Below are 18,059 nucleotides of genomic sequence, written 5' to 3' on the forward strand. Positions count from 1 at the left end.
GTTCCCGTTTCATAAATAGAAACGGGAACCGATCAATTATTTGAATTGCGACTGAATGTTGTCGAGAATTTCTTGAGCTGATTTCTTCGCTCCACCCAGAATATTTGCTTCTAACTGATTGACCAGCTCATCTTTAAATTTCTTCGATTCCGCCGGATATCCGAAGTCCGTGCTGTATGCAAGTGCCGGTTCAACCCCTTTGAATTCCGGGTTTTCCGTGAAATACTTGGAGGACAAGCTTGTTACAGCCGAGTTGTTCCCCAATTTCATAAATTCTGTTTGCGTTTTCTCGTTTGTCATATAGTACGCTGCCTGCAGTGCCGCTTCCTTATTTTTCGCATCTTGAAGGACCACATAAGCGTCAGCAATCATGGCGCTTCCTGCAACGGTTCCTTTCGGTACAGGAATTGCTGCATATTTCAAGTCAGGAGCAGCATCTTTCAAGAAGCTCTTATACCAGTGCCCGCCTGTTGTCATAGCGGATTTTCCGTTAGCAAATACCTCCCCGTCCCAGCCAAAGCCGACGGATTTAGGAGTTACTGCGACACCGTCTTTATACATATCGAATATCGTTTGCAATGCTTGGACGTTTTCAGGGGAGTTGATCGTTTTACCGTTATTCCATCCTCCGCCGAAGCTTTTTGCGTAATTAGTAATATGGTAAGGATCAAGATTAATCGTGATACCGTATACGTCTTTCGTTGTCAGCTTTTTCGCTGCAGCCTGAACTTCTTCCCAAGTTGTAGGATAAGCGCCCAGCCCCGCTTTCTTCCACATCTCTTCGTTGATGAAGAACATGGCCGGAGAACTGCTGTTAGGAACACCGTACAGCTTGCCGTCTACTTTCCAAATATCAGTCGAGGCTTTGCTGAATTTATTCATATCCACGCCTGCTGGTTGAATCAAATCGTCCAGTGCCGCGAACAAACCTTTATTGATGTACTCATAAGAACCTTCATTTGAGATTTTAATAAAGTCAGGCGCCACTTTCGCTGCGATTTCACCCGGAAGTGCGTTCCAGAATTGATCGCTGCTCGGGTATTGTTTGATTTTGAGCTCAATGTTCGGATACTTCTCCGAAATGGAATCCGCCGCCGCTTGATAAATCTTTAAATCCTGCGCGGTACCCCAGAAGCCCATCGTTACCGTAGTTTTTTTGTTGCCTGTATTTCCGTTAGCTCCGTCTTGGTTACCGTTGCCTCCGTTGTCTTTGCCGGCGCCGCAAGCCGCCAGAACGAAGATGAAAACAAACGCAAGCATAAGCATTGACGTTAGCTTTTTCTTGTTTCTCATGGTAAGTCCCCCTTCATAAAAATGAGTAATTTACTATCTGCAAGTAATGTTAAAGGTTGTGCAGACAAAAAAAAATTAATCAAATTATGATTAATTTAATAAAATGGAGTATTTTCTTAGTTCTCATGTTTTCTCATGCTTTCATCTCGAGCACTTATTTATTGTAATTTACTTTTATTTATTGTAATCAACCTATCTCCCTGCGATACTCTTTCGGAGACATCCCGACATATTTATGGAATACAATAGCGAAATGGACCTGGCTGTTGAATCCGACCATTTCCGCGATTTCATAAATTTTATGACTGGAGTCCTTCAGTAACTCTTTGGCCCTGCGAATTCTAACTTCATTCAGATAGTCAAATAGACCTCGGTCCACTTCTTGTTTAAATAGACGGCTGATATAATTCGGGCTGGCCTTAAAGATGTCACCTAACATTTTTAATGAAATCGATTGTTGATAATTCGTTTCTATATATTGCATGATGTTCCTTATGAGCGGATTATATTCCTTATTCGTATCGGTTAGTTTAGCTTTCAGCTTTTCATTAAATAACGCGTGATAGTAAGCGGATAATTCAACAAAGTCCTCAATCTCTTGCTGTTCCGTGTTTTTTCCGGAATAAGTCTCCCCTTCTTGCAGCATAAAATGAAGTCCTTCATAAATCTTTTTGACGTCCCGCTCGGTCAGACATTCATACTGCTCAACATATCGTTCCCACGCTTCCAAATTTATGGCAAACACATCGTATTTCTCCTCCTTTAATCCGTTTTTCATAGCTACGACATAATCATGAATCTGTTCGTGCTTCTGCTCTTCATCCTCATTGCGGGCACGGTAGTAGAAAACCGGATCGTTAGGATGATAAAACTTCATTTCCAAAGCTTGCTTTGCCTGCCTGAACGCTTGACTGAAGTGTCCAAAAGAGTGAAACGCCTCGCTGATTCCGAATATTGTATCGATGTTGATAAACCTTTTAAGTGAAGAATGGATCATGTACACGAGATCGTTTACACGGGAGAAGGATTCCTTAACACTTTTAGAGCTGCTGTAGCTAACCATGACAGCATACAAGTTTTCATCCATCCGTACACATTCAATCTCGCTCTCTTTGGAGAGCAGCTCGTTCATTAGGTTTTGGATCATATTCGGCAGAAATGCCGGACTTTCCTTGGTGTACCGTCTCATAACCTGGTGGTAATGTTTTACCGTAAATAAGACGACGTGCAGGTTGCCTTCCTTTAGTTTCGTCAGTCGGGCATCATCCGTTTTGCCTGTCAGCAAATGATGAAGCAGCCTGTCCCGTTCCTGTTCGGCATTCGGCTCCTGTGGCCGGCTTTCGTTATCCGTTGCGATATCTTCTTTGAGGCTATTTAATACGTCTAAGATTTCCTCAATGTTCATGCTTGGTTTATGAAAATAATCCACAGCTCCGAGTTTCATAGCTTTCTTCACGTAACCGAAATCGTCAAAGCTGCTTAGAACGATAACCTTCGCCTTCATTCCTTTGGCCTTCATTTCTGAAAGCACCTCAAGCCCGTCTTTTTTCGGCATTTTGATATCCAGCAGAACGACGTCAGGGTTCTTCTCCTCGATCAGCTTTAACGCCTCTTCGCCGTCAGCCGCTTCCCCAATGATTTCCACACCCGAACCTTGCCAGCCTATCGATGATTTAATTCCGATCTGAATAAGCGGCTCATCATCTACGATAATCAATTTCATTTTGTTTCACCTTTGTGGTTGTTATTGATGACAGGCACGACAATCTTAGCCACCGTACCGCCGCCTTCCTGGCTTGTGATCCACAAACCATATTCTTCCCCAAAATGGAGTTCAATGCGTTTTCTTATATTCTTCACACCGATCTCATTTAACTGATCACCGGTTTTGCCGAGCTCCTCTTTCCGTTGTTCGGCACGAAATCCTCTGCCGTTATCAGCAACAATCATGTGTAAGCTGCCGGAATCTTCAAAAATGCTGACCGTTAATGTACCTTTATAAGGGATTTCATCAAACCCGTGGAAAACCGCATTTTCGATTAGAGGCTGCAGCAGAAACTTCAAAGTTTTGTAATCCATTACAGCTGGATCTATGTTGAAAGAAACCTCAAATTTATTGAAATAACGGAACTCCAAAATTTTCGTATAGTTTTTGATGAACACCACTTCGTCGGAGATGGTTACATAATCACTCTCCGTCTTGGCCGTAAACTTGATCACGTTGGTAAAAGCGGTCAGTGCTTCTTCAATTCCCGAAGCCCCCTGAATCTTCGCCATCCACTTGATGACATTAAGCGTATTGTAAATAAAATGAGGCTTGATTTGGGATTGAAGCGCTAGTGCTTCCAAATTCCTTTTCTCCTGCTCATCTTCATAAATCTTTTGAATCAGCCTGCGAATTTCCTTGAGCATATTATCAATCGTAATGCTGATTTTACCGACTTCCCCTTGCTGGATATCGATCCTAACATCCAAATTCCCTTGAGAGACCAGCTTCATCTTTCTTTGAAGATGGAATAAAGGCTTTGTAATGCCTGTGGCGATATATATCGAACTGAGTATCGACAGTCCCAACAGAACCAAAAGGGAAATGGCTATCGTTCTTACAATCGTATTGACGAAAGCGAATAATTCGTTCTTGGGGATAATCGTAACGGCCATCCAACTCGAAATACGTGAGGTAGAGGCAATCAAATACTCGTTATTGTTTTCCAGTAACCCTTTTTGCTCCCCGTCCATGTGGACAAAGTCATTTCCGATAACGTCCGCTGCCCATTCTCCGATTTCCCGTTTATTTTTGCTGTATATGATCCTTCTGTTCTCATCGATCAAATAGAATCCGGTGTTCTTTGTAAAACGAATGTCGCTCCATAACGTCTTCAACTTGTCCACACTGATATTAAGCAAAATAAAACCCAAATTTTCTTTCGAGTAGGGGTCGACGATCGCCCGGCCGATAGAGACGACGGGAGTATTGTCATAGGACATCAATTTTTCCGGATGCACGCCGATCGGCACATACAATCCTTTTTTATCTATGATCTTCCGGACATAAGGTTCCTGTTGAAACTCTGTTTCCAAATACGCATGATTCATGTAATCGTCATTACTTCTCCCTATGACCATCCGATTTTTGCTTTGGTACATGACAACGGATTCAATCAGATCCGAATACAGCAGAATGCTGTTCTTAATCATTGCGCCTGCCGTATCGTAATCCTGGCTCCTTTCAAACAACGGAAATGCAGATGCTGTGTAGTCTTTATGCATGATCTGTAATATAGCCTTATCCTGCACGGGATATAAGGATAAGCGTAATATCTGATTAAGCGATGTATCAATATTCCTGACGATTTGTTTATTGCTTTCAACGGCTGCATCGAGAATCATGCTCCGATTGGATTCGACATACAGCCAGGACAAGGTGCCGCCAATAATAATAAAAGGGATGACGATAAAGCAAGAAAATGTTAAGATCAGTTTCTTTCTTAAGGTAAATTGTGCAAATTTCTCTTTCAGCCGTATCATGAAGACCCGCTCTTTCCGTTGCAATTTTGCCGCTTTTTTAGATTAACCTAGTTTACTAGCATTTTCACCCTGATTTATATTACCAATATAAGATTCATAAGAACAACAAGATCTCCAGCACCGTAACCAATAAAAGCCATAAGACGCAGGCAACAAACAACCTGTTCTTATGGCTATTATTATCAGCCCGGGAGGGGGAATATTAACCGCTACGGAGCCGAATGTCCTCAGGGACGTTGTCCTGATCGGACCGGTTTGCATAAAATACTCGTCCAAGCTATACACTCACCAACCGGTTCGCAGGAGTGCCGTACAACTGTTTCATCGCGCTTTCAATCGGAACTTCCTCAATAGATATATCGACAATGGAAAACCGTTCGCTGCAGCTGCGGATAAACCGGTTCAACGATTGCCCGGAGGAATCCACTTCCAGCTTGATCTCATAAGGTGAAATCCGTTCAATCACAAAGGCATCCGGTCCGATCTCATCCGGCAGCGGGGTCTCCGTAACAAGACGCACACGCTTGTGGTTCCCCAGAACGCCTTTGAGCGCAGCCAAATGGTCGTCAAATATCAATTCCCCATGATTAATGACCAGCACACGTTGAGCAAGCTGCTCCACATCGTCCAAATCATGCGTAGTCAAGACGAACGTGACACCCTCCTCATTCATCTTCCGTACGAACGTACGTATATTTTCCTTGGCTACAACGTCCAGCCCGATCGTGGGCTCATCCAAAAACACAATCTGCGGGCGGTGGAGCATTGCCATGATAAATTCGCATTTCATCCTCTCTCCGAGGGACAGCTGACGGGTGGGCTTACGGTACACATTCTCTACTTCAAGGAGCTGCACCAGATCGTCCAGCGTGCTTCGAAAGGAAGCCTCTGATAATCCATAGATCGCCTTATTCATATAAAAAGCATCCAGCGGCGGAATATCCCACAGCAGCTGGGATTTCTGACCGAACACGGCGCCGATGTTGGCAACATAGGGCTTACGCTGTTTCCATGGAACATATCCCATAATGTTAACCTCGCCGGAGGTTGGATGAAGGACACCCGTCAATATTTTTAGCGTTGTCGATTTTCCCGCCCCGTTCGGACCCAGAAAACCGATGATTTCGCCTTGGCCGACTTGAAAGCTAATGTCCTTGACAGCTTCTACCTCGATCGGCTTCCGATAAAAGAGGCTCTTGAATGCATCAGCTAGGGTATGGCCCCGTTCGTACGTCTTATAACTTTTTCGCAAGCCTCGAACTTCAATCATATTATCCTCCCGCGCTGGTATACTTGCTCAGCATGTAATGCCAGAATCCGATAGCCGCCGCCAAAAAAACCGCGCTCGAGACCGCCGCTCCCATCATAGCGCTGTCAGCCTTCCCGAGCAGCAGCGATGAGGGAAAGTAGGAAATCATGGCTACCGGCAGCAATGAAGATAATAGAAACTGCAGCGGTTTCGAGTATATGGTTCGCGGATATCGCCCGTAGGTGGTTACGGCATCATGTATATCATATACTCGGCTGCTGCCAACCCAGTGAAATAAGATGCCTGACATGACTAAGGCCGATCCGAACAGCACGCAAGCGGACAGCGCCATGAAGAGAAGAAAACCCGCCCACTGCAGCGGCTCAGGCGCGGGCAGAACCGAAAGGCTGAACCCGAACAGGAACAAGCCTCCTAACAATCTCCCGATCCCGTCCAGCGAAAACCCCGTTACCATCGTCATAAACATGGCCGACCTCGGCTTAAGCAGCAGCACTTCAAACGTTCCTTCCCTGACACGGTCCAATGTGTTGTAAACCATGCCGTAGAAGAAAGGATAGGCGATCCCTTTGGACAGCATAAAGACCCCCTGCAAGAGCATCACTTCCTCCAGCGTCCACCCCGGAAAAGATGCCCCCGACCGATAGATTAGAAGGGTGATGAACGGGAGAATCGCTTCCCCAAGCAGCATCACGAATATGCTGATGTATAAATCCCCCCGGTAGGCAAGCCTGCTGGAAACAATAACTTTCATAGCCGCCAGAAACGCCCGCGACGATTCCGTCATGCCCCCACCCCCGTGAACCGCCGTATGCCAAGGTGCCACATCAATTCCGATATTCCCCACATCAGCACAACGGCCAACGCCTGCAGCCCTACGATATACGGAACAGAATATGTATGTCCCGCCAGCTCATAATGACCGAGAAACACTCTGACGGGGACATAAGACATGAACTGAAACGGCAGATAAAACAATACGTTTTGGATTTCGTGCGGGAAAAAGGAAAGAGGCACGAATACGCCCGCGCACAAATCCCTAAGGATGAGGAACACGCCCCTTACACCGCCGGTATTGGTAAGCCAGAAAGCAGTCATACCTACGCAATAATTGATCAGGAACACCATGATAAATCCGAGCAGCACGGAAACCGCCGTCCAAACCAGGTCATCCGGTACCAGACGGATTCCAAATCCAAGCCACAGCACCGCATAGACCGGGATAAACTCCAGAAGAAAACCGAGTGAGCGGTGCCCGACCTTCTGGGATAGGGCGAAATACCGGTGAGATACCGGCCTCAGGAGGAACGTGAGAAACTTCCCCGTGCGAATGAGCATTTGAAAATTCCAATCCGCAAAGTCAAAAACGATATAGTTCATGATCATCGTAATCGCAAAATAAATGATCATCTCCTGCAGGCCCATGCCGCCTATTTTCTCCTTCGTGGAGAAAGCGGCATTCCATACCGACATCTGCACCAGAAAAAAAACCGGGCCTACAAACAGCGTCGCAATCATGTGTGAGCGATAGGCTGCCCACTCTTTAAACGTAACGAATGCCACGGCCCTCATTACATTCCATGCCCTCAATGTACTCTGCCAAAATGTCATTTACCGCAGCCCTGACCAAATGATGTTCTTCACATTCAAGATGGATTCCGGTATCCATTCTTCCGCGGTCGGGACAAACACAGCAGCTACAAACTTCTCTGCCGGATCTACCGCCAGCACGCTTCGGCCCGCGCCCTCATGCGAGAACCCGGATGGCCAGTGCAAGTCCGGCAGTAACCCAAGAATACAGCTTAGGCCGTAATGATAATTCTTGAGTTCGGCTCCCCAGTGATAGGCAGGTATGCCTTGCGGAAACTGATCCCGGACGATCGTCTCCATCGACTTGCGGCTGATGAATCTTTGCCCGCGGGACGTGCCGTTCAGCATCATGTTTCCGAACACCGTCAGATCCGCTAGCGTTGAGTACAGCCCCCCGCCGGATCTCGGAGGCAATCCCGTGCGGTCCTCCGCCTGGCCGAGACGCCTTGCTTCCCACTCATTGACCACACATACCTCGTTCTGCAAAGAAGCAGGCACGTCGAAGAAGGTGGCATTCAACCCTAAAGGTTTGACTAGCCGCTCCATTACAAACTGTTCGTAAGGCATCCCGCTAACTCTGCTGATGATTTCGCCAAGGATTATAAATCCCGCAGAGCTGTACCTCCAGGATTTCCCCGGTTCGCAGATCGGGTTGGCGGCAAGGATGGCCTTAATCCACTGGGATTTGCGGAACGCAACAGCTTCTTCAGGCGTCCGGTCGGGTGCAGGCCCGTTAAAATCATGGTCGCCGTACATGAACTGAATGTCTCCCCAGCCCGTTGGATACGCTTCCAAGAAGTAACCGCCGTCGGCAACAATGCCGGATGTATGAGTTAATAGATGATAAATATCAATTTTTTCATAGAGGGGCTTATCGAATTCAGGAATATATACTTTCACCTGCTGGTGGAGATTCAACTTGCCTTCTTCCATCAGCATGATAATCGAAGCCAGCGTGAACCACTTCGTTATCGAAGCGATCCGGCGGATGGATTCCGTTCGGAATGCGGGGGAATTCTCCGTATACCGCAGATTTCCCAGAGAGTTGGAAGCAAACACCTTTCCTTCCCGGGACAGCATATAGGAAGCGCTCTGCAGTTTACCTGAACTAACCAGGTCCTTTAGATGATGATCCAGCCGGTCCAGAGCGGTTCGGCTGTACCCGGCCTCCTCCGGACTGCAATGCTGCTGGAGTTGATCCGTTGCTTGCTGCATAGAATTTCACCCTACCCTTCTTAAAGTAAAGACGACCAGACCATGTTGCGGGGGTTCGTAACGGCATCGTGAATCCAATCATTTACAAAAGGAATGAAATAAGCAAAAAGCAGCTCCTCCTCCCGGTCAATAAACAACCCGCTGGCGCCATAGCCTTCATGCGAAGCCGTGCCCGGCGTACAAATATCGTCGCGGCTCATAGACCAGCCCAAGCCCATTTTCATATCCTTGTTATCCCCGCCCCAGCACCGGTTTTCCACTAGATGCAACTGATTGGCCAGCATCATCTGCACCGACCGCCGGCCTAAAATTTCAGTTCCGTTCAACGTGCCGCCATGTAGGATAGCCTGCCCAAACCGGTACAGGTCGTTCAGCGTCGAATAAAGCCCGCTGCCTGCTTGAGGAAGTGAATGTTCACGTTCTATCGGTTCGTAAATCTGCCCGCGCTCCCAGTCCATCGTGTAGCAGGTCTCGTCCTGAAGCGATGCCGGCACTCTAAAGAAGGATCGTTCCATGCCGAGGGGCCCGGTAATTTTCTTATGGATATACTCCTCGTAAGGCATGTCGGCAACGCGGGAAATGATCTCGCCCAGAATGGCATAACCGGCTGTATTATATAACCATTGTTCCCCGGGTTTGCAGAAAAGCGGCCCGCTTAAAATCATCTTGATCCGGTCTGCCTTATCCGAACTGCCGAAATGCTTCTCCTTCTCCCTAGCCCACCATTCAAAGTGCGGCCGTTCATAAGGTTCAAAAAGTACGCCAGAGTCGGGCTTTAAGCCCGAGGTATGTGTAAGCAGATGCCAAATGGTGATGGAACGATGAGTGGAAGTGTCGAACTCGGGGATGATGGAGGAAACCGGCTGTTGAATGTGAAGCTTGCCCTCCTCTAGCAGCTGGACGATAGCGACGGCGGTAATAATCTTGGTGATGGAGTATAATTTACGTACGGAATCGGGCATTAAATCTTTGCCGTCCTTGTCAGGCGTTAGTTTTCCTTGGGAACGATGTATCACGATCTTTCCCCTTCGGGCCACCAGATAACTTGCTGCCTGCAGCTTCTCTTGGGCTATCATGTCCCCATAAAACCGATCTAGGAGATTCAAGCGTTCCGCATCCATATCCACATCCGCGGGCAACGCATCCGTATAGCCTTGATGAATAGTAAATGTTTGGATCATATAACAACTCCTTCCTCATCTTTTCAATATCGTAGCTCACAACACATAATTTGTAAATCAGTAGATTTATGAAAGTATTACTATAATAAAAAAGGAAGATCCCCTTTAATCCTGCCACCTTGTCAATGACACTAAATAAGAGAAGGCGAGGCAGCTTTTCCGTCCCCAAACAGGTCCGACCAAGCATTTCTGCAGAATGTTGCTGATTATTTTTTCAAACAAAAAAAGCCCCTGCTCAGCAAGGACTTCCTTCGTATGCGGTCGGAGGGATTTGAACCCTCACGCCCATTGGGCACTACCCCCTCAAGATAGTTGAGGAGGTATGAATAACAAGTTATTCTCCCTTTTAGACTTAAACTGACAGTATTAGCTTCGAAATAAACATGATCAAAAAGGAAAATCATAGTACTTATGAAGAATTTTGTCCCTAATTTGAAGTTTGTACTTTTTATAATATAAACCATTCTTTCCTTAGGTTTCTGACCGGCAAGCAACCAAAACTGTAGAACTGCAACTTCATCTGAAAGATTTCTAAGTAAATTCTGTACATTTAAAACAGCGTTGGGGTTCCAAGCAACACTACTAAGGCAATTGGCATTATCAATCTGTGACATAGCTGTTTATCACACACCTTCTATCTTGATCTTCAATCTTACTAGCATTCAACAGGCCATCTCAATTGCTGTCAGAGTTTATTTATTTTTACAATCGGAATCGAGCCCGAGCGATGTCCACAAGAACCAAGCATACGGTATGCAATTGAAAATAAATGGGGCTTGTAGGTCCTATACAAATCTTCGATGTTCTCCAATTGTAGGTGGTTTATTGTTTGAATGGACTTGCCCGAACTTTTGCTCAAACTTCTTCTCATCCTGCCCTTCTGATATGGTCTTGCAATTAACCTTGTCACAAATTCAGATGCTTGATTGCCTTTAATCTATGTAAGTGCGCGCTTACGAAATCCAAATCAGTCTACAGAAGGAGCTACTCTCATGCAAGCATCGATTATCAAAAAATTAGCAGCAGGAGCACTTGCTTTGACTCTGATCTCAGGTGTCGCTGCATTCTCCAATACGTTAAAAACGACTTCAGCTGCTGAAGCCGGAGGTCAAAAAACTCCGATCGCAAAACCTGTTGCGGCTTCTCAACTACTGACACCGAATGACCACTCCCTCATGTTGATTGATCACCAGCCTCAAATGGGTTTCGCCGTTAAATCCCATTCCGTTGAACTGGTACGCAACAATACGGAAGCTCTAGCGAAATCCGCAAAAGTGTTTGACGTGCCGACGATTTTGACCACCGTATCTGCCAAATCGTTCAGCGGTTCTATCTTCCCGGAAGTTCAAGCGGTTTTCCCGGACCAAAAGCCGATCGACCGTACGACCATGAACCCTTGGGAAGACAAGCGCGTCACCGATAAAGTAAACAGCTTTGGCAAATCGAAAATCGTGATGGCCGGACTCTGGACAGAAGTTTGCTTGGTTGACCCTGTCCTGTCCGCACTGGATCAAGGCTTTGAAGTATACTTCATCTCGGATGCTTCCGGAGGCGTGAGCGAAGAAGCCCACAACATGGCTGTAGAACGCATGATCCAAGCGGGCGCGAAGCCGATGACCTGGATGCAATATATGCTCGAAATGCAACGTGACTGGGCGAACCAAGAGAACTACAAAGAAGTTCTGGATATCGCGAAACAGCATGGCGGTACGTATGGTCTTGGCGCCCACTATGCAGAAGAAATGTTCGGAGGATCCGAAGGCAACTAAATAAGATCCTGTGACGCCATTTTTCCGTGAACAAAAAAGAGATTAAAAGTAAGAGAAAAGACGACCGATTTCCCGTAATAAGGAATAACAGTCGTCTTTTTTTCGACTATTTAGTTTCCACAGCAGAAACAACAAATTCTTCAGGCGGCCTTAAGAGTCATAGTTATCCGAATGAGCCAGCATATGATGAATACATTCTTCATCCTCATCTTCGTCGAAATAATAAAGCTCTCTCACACCCGTGTGGTGAACGATCAGAACGAAGCGGCTGTCGTTAGCCATCGTCATAGAGATTCGTTTGCCTAACCCCGGCAAATCACTCATTTTAATTTTCATGCTTGTCTCTGTCTCTCACCTGACAACACCAGAATAAAATCAAACGTCACCCTAAACAGAAAAAGACCGATTCCTTAAAGGAATCGATCTTTTTTCTTCAAGGGCGTTCCAGGCTGAATATTTCCCCAAGCTTCGCGTAATTCATGCCTGCCAATCGGCTGACCGGTTGCAGTTTTTGGGCATCTATGCGTCCCTGGCTGTACAATTCATCTTCAATATGAAATCTTACGACCTTGCCGATGAGCAAGTCGCAAGCGGGCTCTTCCTTGGTTCCACCCAGGGTAACCGAGGATTCAAGCAAACATTCCATCCGTATTCTGGCCTCCGCAATAGCGGGGATCGACACAATCTCGCTAGGCATAAGATGGAGACCGGAAAAATCGATTTCACTTTCCTCCGGTCCTAAAGATACGGCCGTTTGGTTCATAAATTCCACATTCATTTCGTCCGCGATATGGACGACAAATTCTCCCGCCCGCTTTGCATTTCTGGCCGTATCCTTTTTCTTTCCATTCTTGCGCTGTACCGAAATGGACAACATGGGAGGATTCGCTGTCACGATATTAAAATAACTGAAAGGGGCGGCGTTCACGATACCTGATTCTGTTTGCGTTGTTACCCAGGCAATCGGCCGGGGAATAACGCTACCGATCAAGAATTTATAATTGTCTCGCTCGCTTAAGCTGGAAGGATCAATCGAAATCATCCGAACACCCTTTCTTATTGAAATGTTTCTTTGTACCAAACTGCGGCGGCTTTAACTTCGGTTGATAAACATGCTTCATGATTTATCTTCCTCCAACACCCTTACTTCGATCGGCATGAGGTTCTCTTCGATGAGGTCACGTTTGGGCTCATACCAAACCGGAAGCTGAAGTTTTTCCCCAAGGGTTTCGAAAGGTTCATCCGTCACGAATCCCGGATCATCCGTTGCGATTTCAAACAGGATGCCGCCTTGCTCACGGAAATAAATCGCATTAAAGTACTGGCGGTCAATGATTCCAGTCGCCTGAAAACCATTGTTCACGACATGTTCGCGCCACTTCACGTGATCAGTGTTGTTCTGTGCACGCCATGCGATATGATGGACGGTACCTGCTCCTCCAGCTCCCCAGTCCATCGGCTGCGCATTGATGTCGATGACGTTCCCGATATCACCATAGGAGCGATAACGAACCAGTCCGCCCTCTTCACCGACTTTTTCCAAACCCATGACGTTTTGCAGCGTTTTTTGTGTTTGATCCGGGGCAATGCTGTAAAGAATCGCACCGCCGAAACCTTTGATCGCTTTATCCGCTGGGACGCCTCCAAAAGACCATTTGCTGGGAGCGCCGCCTTCTCTTTCCACGATCTCAAGCTGCAAGCCGTCCTTATCCGTGAATTGCAAAAAAGTCTCGTTGAAACGTTGTGTCCGATTAAATTCAATGTTTAATTTGGAAAGGCGTTCTTCCCAAAACGCCAGTGCCCCTACAGGAACTACGAAAGTTGTAAATCCGACTTGTCCGCCTCCGATTCTGCCGCGTCGGGCGCCTTCGGACGGAAAGAAAGTCATGGCTGTTCCGGGACTGCCAACTTCATTTCCGAAATAAAGATGATAAACGTCCGGAGCATCAAAGTTGATGGTCTTTTTCACGAGTCGGAGACCCAACACTCCTGAGTAAAAGTCGACATTCGCCTGCGGATTGCGAACAAACGATGTTATGTGGTGAATTCCAGCTGTTTTTTGAGTGATGTTAATGACCTCCGTTTATTTAGCCCAGTTTAATGATTTCAAGTACTTACATCCTTAAGCACGAGGTGCACTTTCAAACTTACCTTTGTGCGTCAAATCACAGAAAGGCTTTTGGCCTGATAATCCACAACGACAAAGAATGAAAGTTTCTTTTGTCTCGAAGCCATTCCCTTCTGCATCTACCAGTTCAACTTTACCTGTTATACGCAACGGACCATTATCGTTTACTTTAATCACTACATCGGACATATTTCCCAACCCCCTTCTATCTCGAATTTACTATTTTTCACTAAGCAAACCGGACAATTACTAAGATTCACGGTTCATCATCTTTAGTGTCATTTACCCTCATTGTTAGTTGTTTTGCTTAAACACTATTAAGGCAATTGGCATTATCAATCTGTGACATAGCTGTTCACCGCATACCTCCAATCTTGATCTTCCATACTTACCAGCATTCAGCAGGCCATCTCAATTTCTGTCAGAATTACTGCGAGTTTGATAAGAAACCCCTCAACATGGCAAGAAAACATAAAAGCCGTGCTATCGCGTAGCACGGCTGTTTATTTATTTTTAAAACCGGAATCGAGCCCGAGCGAAGTCCACAAGTGATTGAATGTTTCCATTCGTAACGGCAGAGATGAACCGGATCATCAGTTCCTTTTCTTCAGTTGGATGGGGCGTTAAGAGTTCGTTTTTTTCGGCGAGCTGATTCACTTTTTTCTTGACACGACTGAATATTTTACGGCAATTAACTTCCGATTTGTTGAACAATTTGCCAATCTCACTATATTTATACATAAAGACTTCTCTTAAGATAAAGACAGCTCGTTCCAACGGCGTAAGATTATCCAAAAGTATAAGAAAAGCATAAGAAGTCGTGTCATGACGCTCTAAGCTTACCAACGGACATTCTACGATTAATGGTACAGATGCTTCCGGAAGCCAATTTCCTACATAACGTATTCTTTTTTTTCTTGCACTTTTTAATTCATTCAGACACCGATTGATCATCATTTTGCTTAAGTATGATTTGATATTATTAATATTCTCATTTTGATATGCATAAATGCTTATGAATAAATCTTGAACCATATCCTCGGCATCGGAACTGGAACCAAGCATACGGTATGCAATTGAAAATAAATGGGGCTTGTAGGTCTTATACAAATCTTCGATGTTCTCTAATTGTGTGTGGTTTATTGTTTGAATTTGCATAATAGCCCCTCTTCTGTAATTTGTATAGTGAATAATTCCAAAAAGACAGCCAACTAACTGGCTGCCTTTCCCCAAGTTTCGACAGTTCCGCTTGGCGCCCCGATGATGTGCATGTTGCTTCGTTAGCAGAGAACAACCGAGCCGCGGCAAGCTCGATACCGGCGCCGCCTGTATTAAGAATGGATGGGTCAATAAAGCAACATCGTATCCATTCTGTCCAAGCGACTTGGCTCCACCGCCAATATTAGCATGCTTCCTTCTAAAATGTGATTAGCAAGTTTAACCAATCGACGGCAATTTCATCCTTTAATGGAAGCTATTCTCATCACCGCCAATGTTCGCAGCGGTGGCCTTTAGTTTAGTTCAACGTGAGTATTTGTCTTGCATAAGTCATGTTGAGATAAAGTCAACAGTACACAATGTGCATTCAGTCTCGATAGTCGTTTTTCCAGTGTTTCAATATCTGTTGAATTAAAAATGCAGCCAGATGATTAACATGAAACCTCTCTAAAATATAATATACACCGTGGGTTTTCCTCCGCACGATCGGTTTCAGTAAGTCCCCCATGACATTCCTGGCAAACTCAATAATCATATGTTGAAAGCCCCCGCATGTACCAAAAAAAGGAATCTGATGCTCCCGAGCATACCGAATACCATTCATTGCCCCCTTCATACTACGGTAAGGGCTCGCAGGAACTACCCACAGGGCTTGAAATCTGGAGAGTTTTTGTTCGAAATCGTGATCCAAAGAAGGCGTTGAAACCCATTCATAATTGACCCCGCGATATCCTCTGCCACCAACTGGATTGCACGGGGTATAGCGACGTGTGCTACCACTGTCTAATCGAAATCACCAATCAACCCAACATTGATCACACTTCCACTACCTCTCCATTTTGGTCATCCAAACACATAACTATAGTGAAACGTTCGTCAATAATCAAGAGTTTATTACTATCATCTCTCCGTTTTGTTGGGTATCAGAACTGCTTGATCAATCTCATTCGGTTGTAGATAACTGCTTTTGGTCCAAAAAAACAGCCGGTCGAAGAGGCAGGCTGTCGTAACGTCTTTATTCAGCTTGTACTCCGTCTTAAATCACGTCTTATTCTCTTACATAAGACCTCAATGCACCCGCAACCGGTCGGAGTGGTTTTCGTGCTTAGTGCTCGATAAGTAGCAGCGGATTTTCCGTGAGCCATACACCGGAGGTCCTTGTGCCTGTCCGCCTGGTCGCAACGACCATAGACGGTTCACCGTAATGTACAACATATAAACAAGAAACCACTCCCCGACATTGGATTGGGTTCTTTGTATAGAACTTCTCTATTATTTATAAGCCACAAATTGTAAATTCTATAGATTTCTTTCCGGATCTCTGGTTCGAACGATTTACTGAATAAAGCTGCAGCAGTCCCTAATCAAATTGGGGCTGCTTTTTTGAATGTCACACATTGAAACTGCCAATTGTCTTAATAGTGTAAAAGAAAATAACAATAGCCTGTAAATAACGGGTATAAAATAGGAGGATTTATATGAAAATTGTAGTTATTGGCGGTAGTGGACTTATTGGAAATAAACTAGTAAACAACCTTCGTAAGCTAGGCCATGAGGTTGTGGCGGCATCACCTTCCTTAGGTGTCAACTCCGTTACGGGAGAGGGATTGGCTGAAGCGATTAGTGGCGCTCAAGTTGTCGTAGATGTTACGAACGCTCCTTCATGGGAGGACAATGCAGTTCTAGAGTTCTTTAAAACATCTACTCAAAATCTCCTCGAAGCTGAAATTGCCGCTGGCGTGAAACATCACGTTGCGTTGTCGGTTGTTGGTACGGATGGCCTTCTTGAAAGTGGTTATTTCCGAGCGAAGATGGCACAAGAAGAACTGATTAAAGCTTCCAAAGTTCCCTATACAATCGTTCGAGCGACACAGTTCTTCGAGTTCGTTGAAGCCATTGCACAATTCTCCACAGAAGGCCAAATCGTTCGTATGCCGTCTGCCCCTATACAACCGATCGTATCGGATGATGTTGCTGCAGCATTAGTTGATTTCACTCTTGAGACACCCGTGAATGGTATCGTTGATCTGGCTGGTCCAGAACGTCTAGGTCTCGACGAACTCGTTCGTCGATTCCTGACCGCAAAAAAAGACACTAGACAGGTGGTTACAGACGACAAAGCACGGTACTATGGTGTTGAGATAGACGATAAAGATCATTCTCTCGTCCCTCGCGGCAATGCACGCATCGCCCCGACCCGTTTCGAGGATTGGTTAAACCGCTCCACGAGTCAGGTATAATAATCTGCATGGTCAAGAATACTTTATGAAAAAGAGGAGTAGACCCGGTAGTTTGCGGGTCTTCTTTTTTTTTTCATTTGTTTAGCGACATTATATGGGATCATTGTTTCCTATATATCAAGGGTTTTCAGACTATACTTTATTTTCTCTTAACATTTTTTTCTCTTCTTCCTTTGGATCCCTCAGCTCGTTCAGTCGGGAGGAGCAAGCGAACGACCAGCTCTACGCCGGCCATGGGCCTGCCAAGACCTGATACGTTCCATTGCTCCTCTTTTCTCCTCTGCGTTCCGATGGCCGGGTGCGCCGGCAAAGACCGGGTGAAGGGCGTTCCCGGCTGCGCCAGGAACGGTGGCCATTTTTGGTCATCATGAAAACGAAATGTCGGAGACGAGAACGTCCATGTTTACTAATCTTCATCTGTCCCGTCCATTTGCATGAGCTTGCTTCTGCCAGGTTAAGACCAGCGTGCCGGAGCAGTGCATTTCCGTGTGCAAATCGCTCAAATCTCCAGCCTCACCAAGAATACCAGCTAGTGAGATCAGATCGCACTGATCCCCTTTACGGCAAGTATAAATTTAATCCGATTTAAAGCCTCATGTTTAGATAACCAATAAGCTTATGGTCTAAAAA

At 45.7% G+C, this 18,059-nt stretch carries 16 protein-coding genes and 1 pseudogene; 2 read left to right on the forward strand and 15 right to left on the reverse strand.

Annotation, left to right across the window (positions count from 1 at the left end):
- Positions 1 to 36: 36 nt before the first annotated feature.
- From ACFSUF_RS02010 to ACFSUF_RS02045, 8 genes are all read right to left on the reverse strand, one after another.
- Positions 37 to 1,293 (reverse strand): ABC transporter substrate-binding protein, encoded by a 1,257-nt coding sequence (locus tag ACFSUF_RS02010; protein ID WP_377599596.1) that lies wholly within the window; start codon positions 1,291 to 1,293, stop codon positions 37 to 39.
- A 187-nt stretch (positions 1,294 to 1,480) separates the two neighbouring features.
- Positions 1,481 to 3,016, reverse strand: a complete 1,536-nt coding sequence (locus tag ACFSUF_RS02015; RefSeq protein WP_377599598.1) for a response regulator — start codon at positions 3,014 to 3,016, stop codon at positions 1,481 to 1,483.
- Positions 3,013 to 4,821, reverse strand: coding sequence for a sensor histidine kinase (locus tag ACFSUF_RS02020; protein ID WP_377599600.1), 1,809 nt, complete (start codon positions 4,819 to 4,821; stop codon positions 3,013 to 3,015). The genes ACFSUF_RS02015 and ACFSUF_RS02020 overlap by 4 nt, the downstream gene beginning before the upstream one ends.
- Positions 4,822 to 5,098: 277 nt before the next feature.
- On the reverse strand, positions 5,099 to 6,091 hold the full coding sequence (locus ACFSUF_RS02025) for an ABC transporter ATP-binding protein (RefSeq protein WP_377599602.1): 993 nt from the start codon (positions 6,089 to 6,091) through the stop codon (positions 5,099 to 5,101).
- A gap of 1 nt (position 6,092) precedes the next feature.
- The gene (locus tag ACFSUF_RS02030) at positions 6,093 to 6,875 is read right to left on the reverse strand and encodes an ABC transporter permease (RefSeq protein WP_377599604.1); all 783 of its coding nucleotides are present in this window, start codon (positions 6,873 to 6,875) and stop codon (positions 6,093 to 6,095) included.
- The gene (locus tag ACFSUF_RS02035; protein WP_377599606.1) at positions 6,872 to 7,660 is read right to left on the reverse strand and encodes an ABC transporter permease; all 789 of its coding nucleotides are present in this window, start codon (positions 7,658 to 7,660) and stop codon (positions 6,872 to 6,874) included. The genes ACFSUF_RS02030 and ACFSUF_RS02035 overlap by 4 nt, the downstream gene beginning before the upstream one ends.
- Before the next feature lie 39 nt (positions 7,661 to 7,699).
- On the reverse strand, positions 7,700 to 8,893 hold the full coding sequence (locus ACFSUF_RS02040; RefSeq protein WP_377599608.1) for a serine hydrolase domain-containing protein: 1,194 nt from the start codon (positions 8,891 to 8,893) through the stop codon (positions 7,700 to 7,702).
- A 20-nt stretch (positions 8,894 to 8,913) separates the two neighbouring features.
- The gene (locus ACFSUF_RS02045; protein ID WP_377599610.1) at positions 8,914 to 10,074 is read right to left on the reverse strand and encodes a serine hydrolase domain-containing protein; all 1,161 of its coding nucleotides are present in this window, start codon (positions 10,072 to 10,074) and stop codon (positions 8,914 to 8,916) included.
- Between the two features lie 1,175 nt (positions 10,075 to 11,249).
- Between ACFSUF_RS02045 and ACFSUF_RS02050 the strand changes: the two genes are divergently transcribed.
- Complete coding sequence (locus ACFSUF_RS02050; protein ID WP_377600217.1) at positions 11,250 to 11,843, forward strand: hydrolase; 594 nt, start codon at positions 11,250 to 11,252, stop codon at positions 11,841 to 11,843.
- Between the two features lie 150 nt (positions 11,844 to 11,993).
- Here ACFSUF_RS02050 and ACFSUF_RS02055 read toward each other — a convergent pair whose 3' ends face one another.
- From ACFSUF_RS02055 to ACFSUF_RS02080, 6 genes are all read right to left on the reverse strand, one after another.
- Positions 11,994 to 12,179, reverse strand: coding sequence for a hypothetical protein (locus tag ACFSUF_RS02055; RefSeq protein WP_377599613.1), 186 nt, complete (start codon positions 12,177 to 12,179; stop codon positions 11,994 to 11,996).
- Positions 12,180 to 12,276: 97 nt separating this feature from the next.
- Entirely contained in the window at positions 12,277 to 12,885 is a 609-nt protein-coding gene (locus tag ACFSUF_RS02060; RefSeq protein ID WP_377599615.1) for a flavin reductase family protein, read from the reverse strand.
- A 75-nt stretch (positions 12,886 to 12,960) separates the two neighbouring features.
- Complete coding sequence (locus ACFSUF_RS02065) at positions 12,961 to 13,911, reverse strand: ring-cleaving dioxygenase (protein WP_377600219.1); 951 nt, start codon at positions 13,909 to 13,911, stop codon at positions 12,961 to 12,963.
- Between the two features lie 54 nt (positions 13,912 to 13,965).
- On the reverse strand, positions 13,966 to 14,160 hold the full coding sequence (locus ACFSUF_RS02070) for a CDGSH iron-sulfur domain-containing protein (RefSeq protein WP_377599617.1): 195 nt from the start codon (positions 14,158 to 14,160) through the stop codon (positions 13,966 to 13,968).
- Positions 14,161 to 14,484: 324 nt separating this feature from the next.
- Positions 14,485 to 15,129 (reverse strand): sigma-70 family RNA polymerase sigma factor, encoded by a 645-nt coding sequence (locus ACFSUF_RS02075; RefSeq protein WP_377599619.1) that lies wholly within the window; start codon positions 15,127 to 15,129, stop codon positions 14,485 to 14,487.
- Between the two features lie 427 nt (positions 15,130 to 15,556).
- On the reverse strand, positions 15,557 to 15,805 hold the full coding sequence (locus tag ACFSUF_RS02080; RefSeq protein WP_377600221.1) for a glutamine amidotransferase-related protein: 249 nt from the start codon (positions 15,803 to 15,805) through the stop codon (positions 15,557 to 15,559).
- An 862-nt stretch (positions 15,806 to 16,667) separates the two neighbouring features.
- Between ACFSUF_RS02080 and ACFSUF_RS02085 the strand changes: the two genes are divergently transcribed.
- On the forward strand, positions 16,668 to 17,429 hold the full coding sequence (locus ACFSUF_RS02085) for an SDR family oxidoreductase (RefSeq protein WP_377599621.1): 762 nt from the start codon (positions 16,668 to 16,670) through the stop codon (positions 17,427 to 17,429).
- A 360-nt stretch (positions 17,430 to 17,789) separates the two neighbouring features.
- Here ACFSUF_RS02085 and ACFSUF_RS02090 read toward each other — a convergent pair.
- A pseudogene (locus tag ACFSUF_RS02090) lies at positions 17,790 to 17,968 on the reverse strand (transposase); the annotation flags it as partial.
- Positions 17,969 to 18,059 lie beyond the last annotated feature (91 nt).

It is taken from the genome of Paenibacillus gansuensis, from assembly GCF_042684925.1.
Classification (GTDB): Bacteria; Bacillota; Bacilli; order Paenibacillales; family DY6; genus Paenibacillus_N; species Paenibacillus_N gansuensis.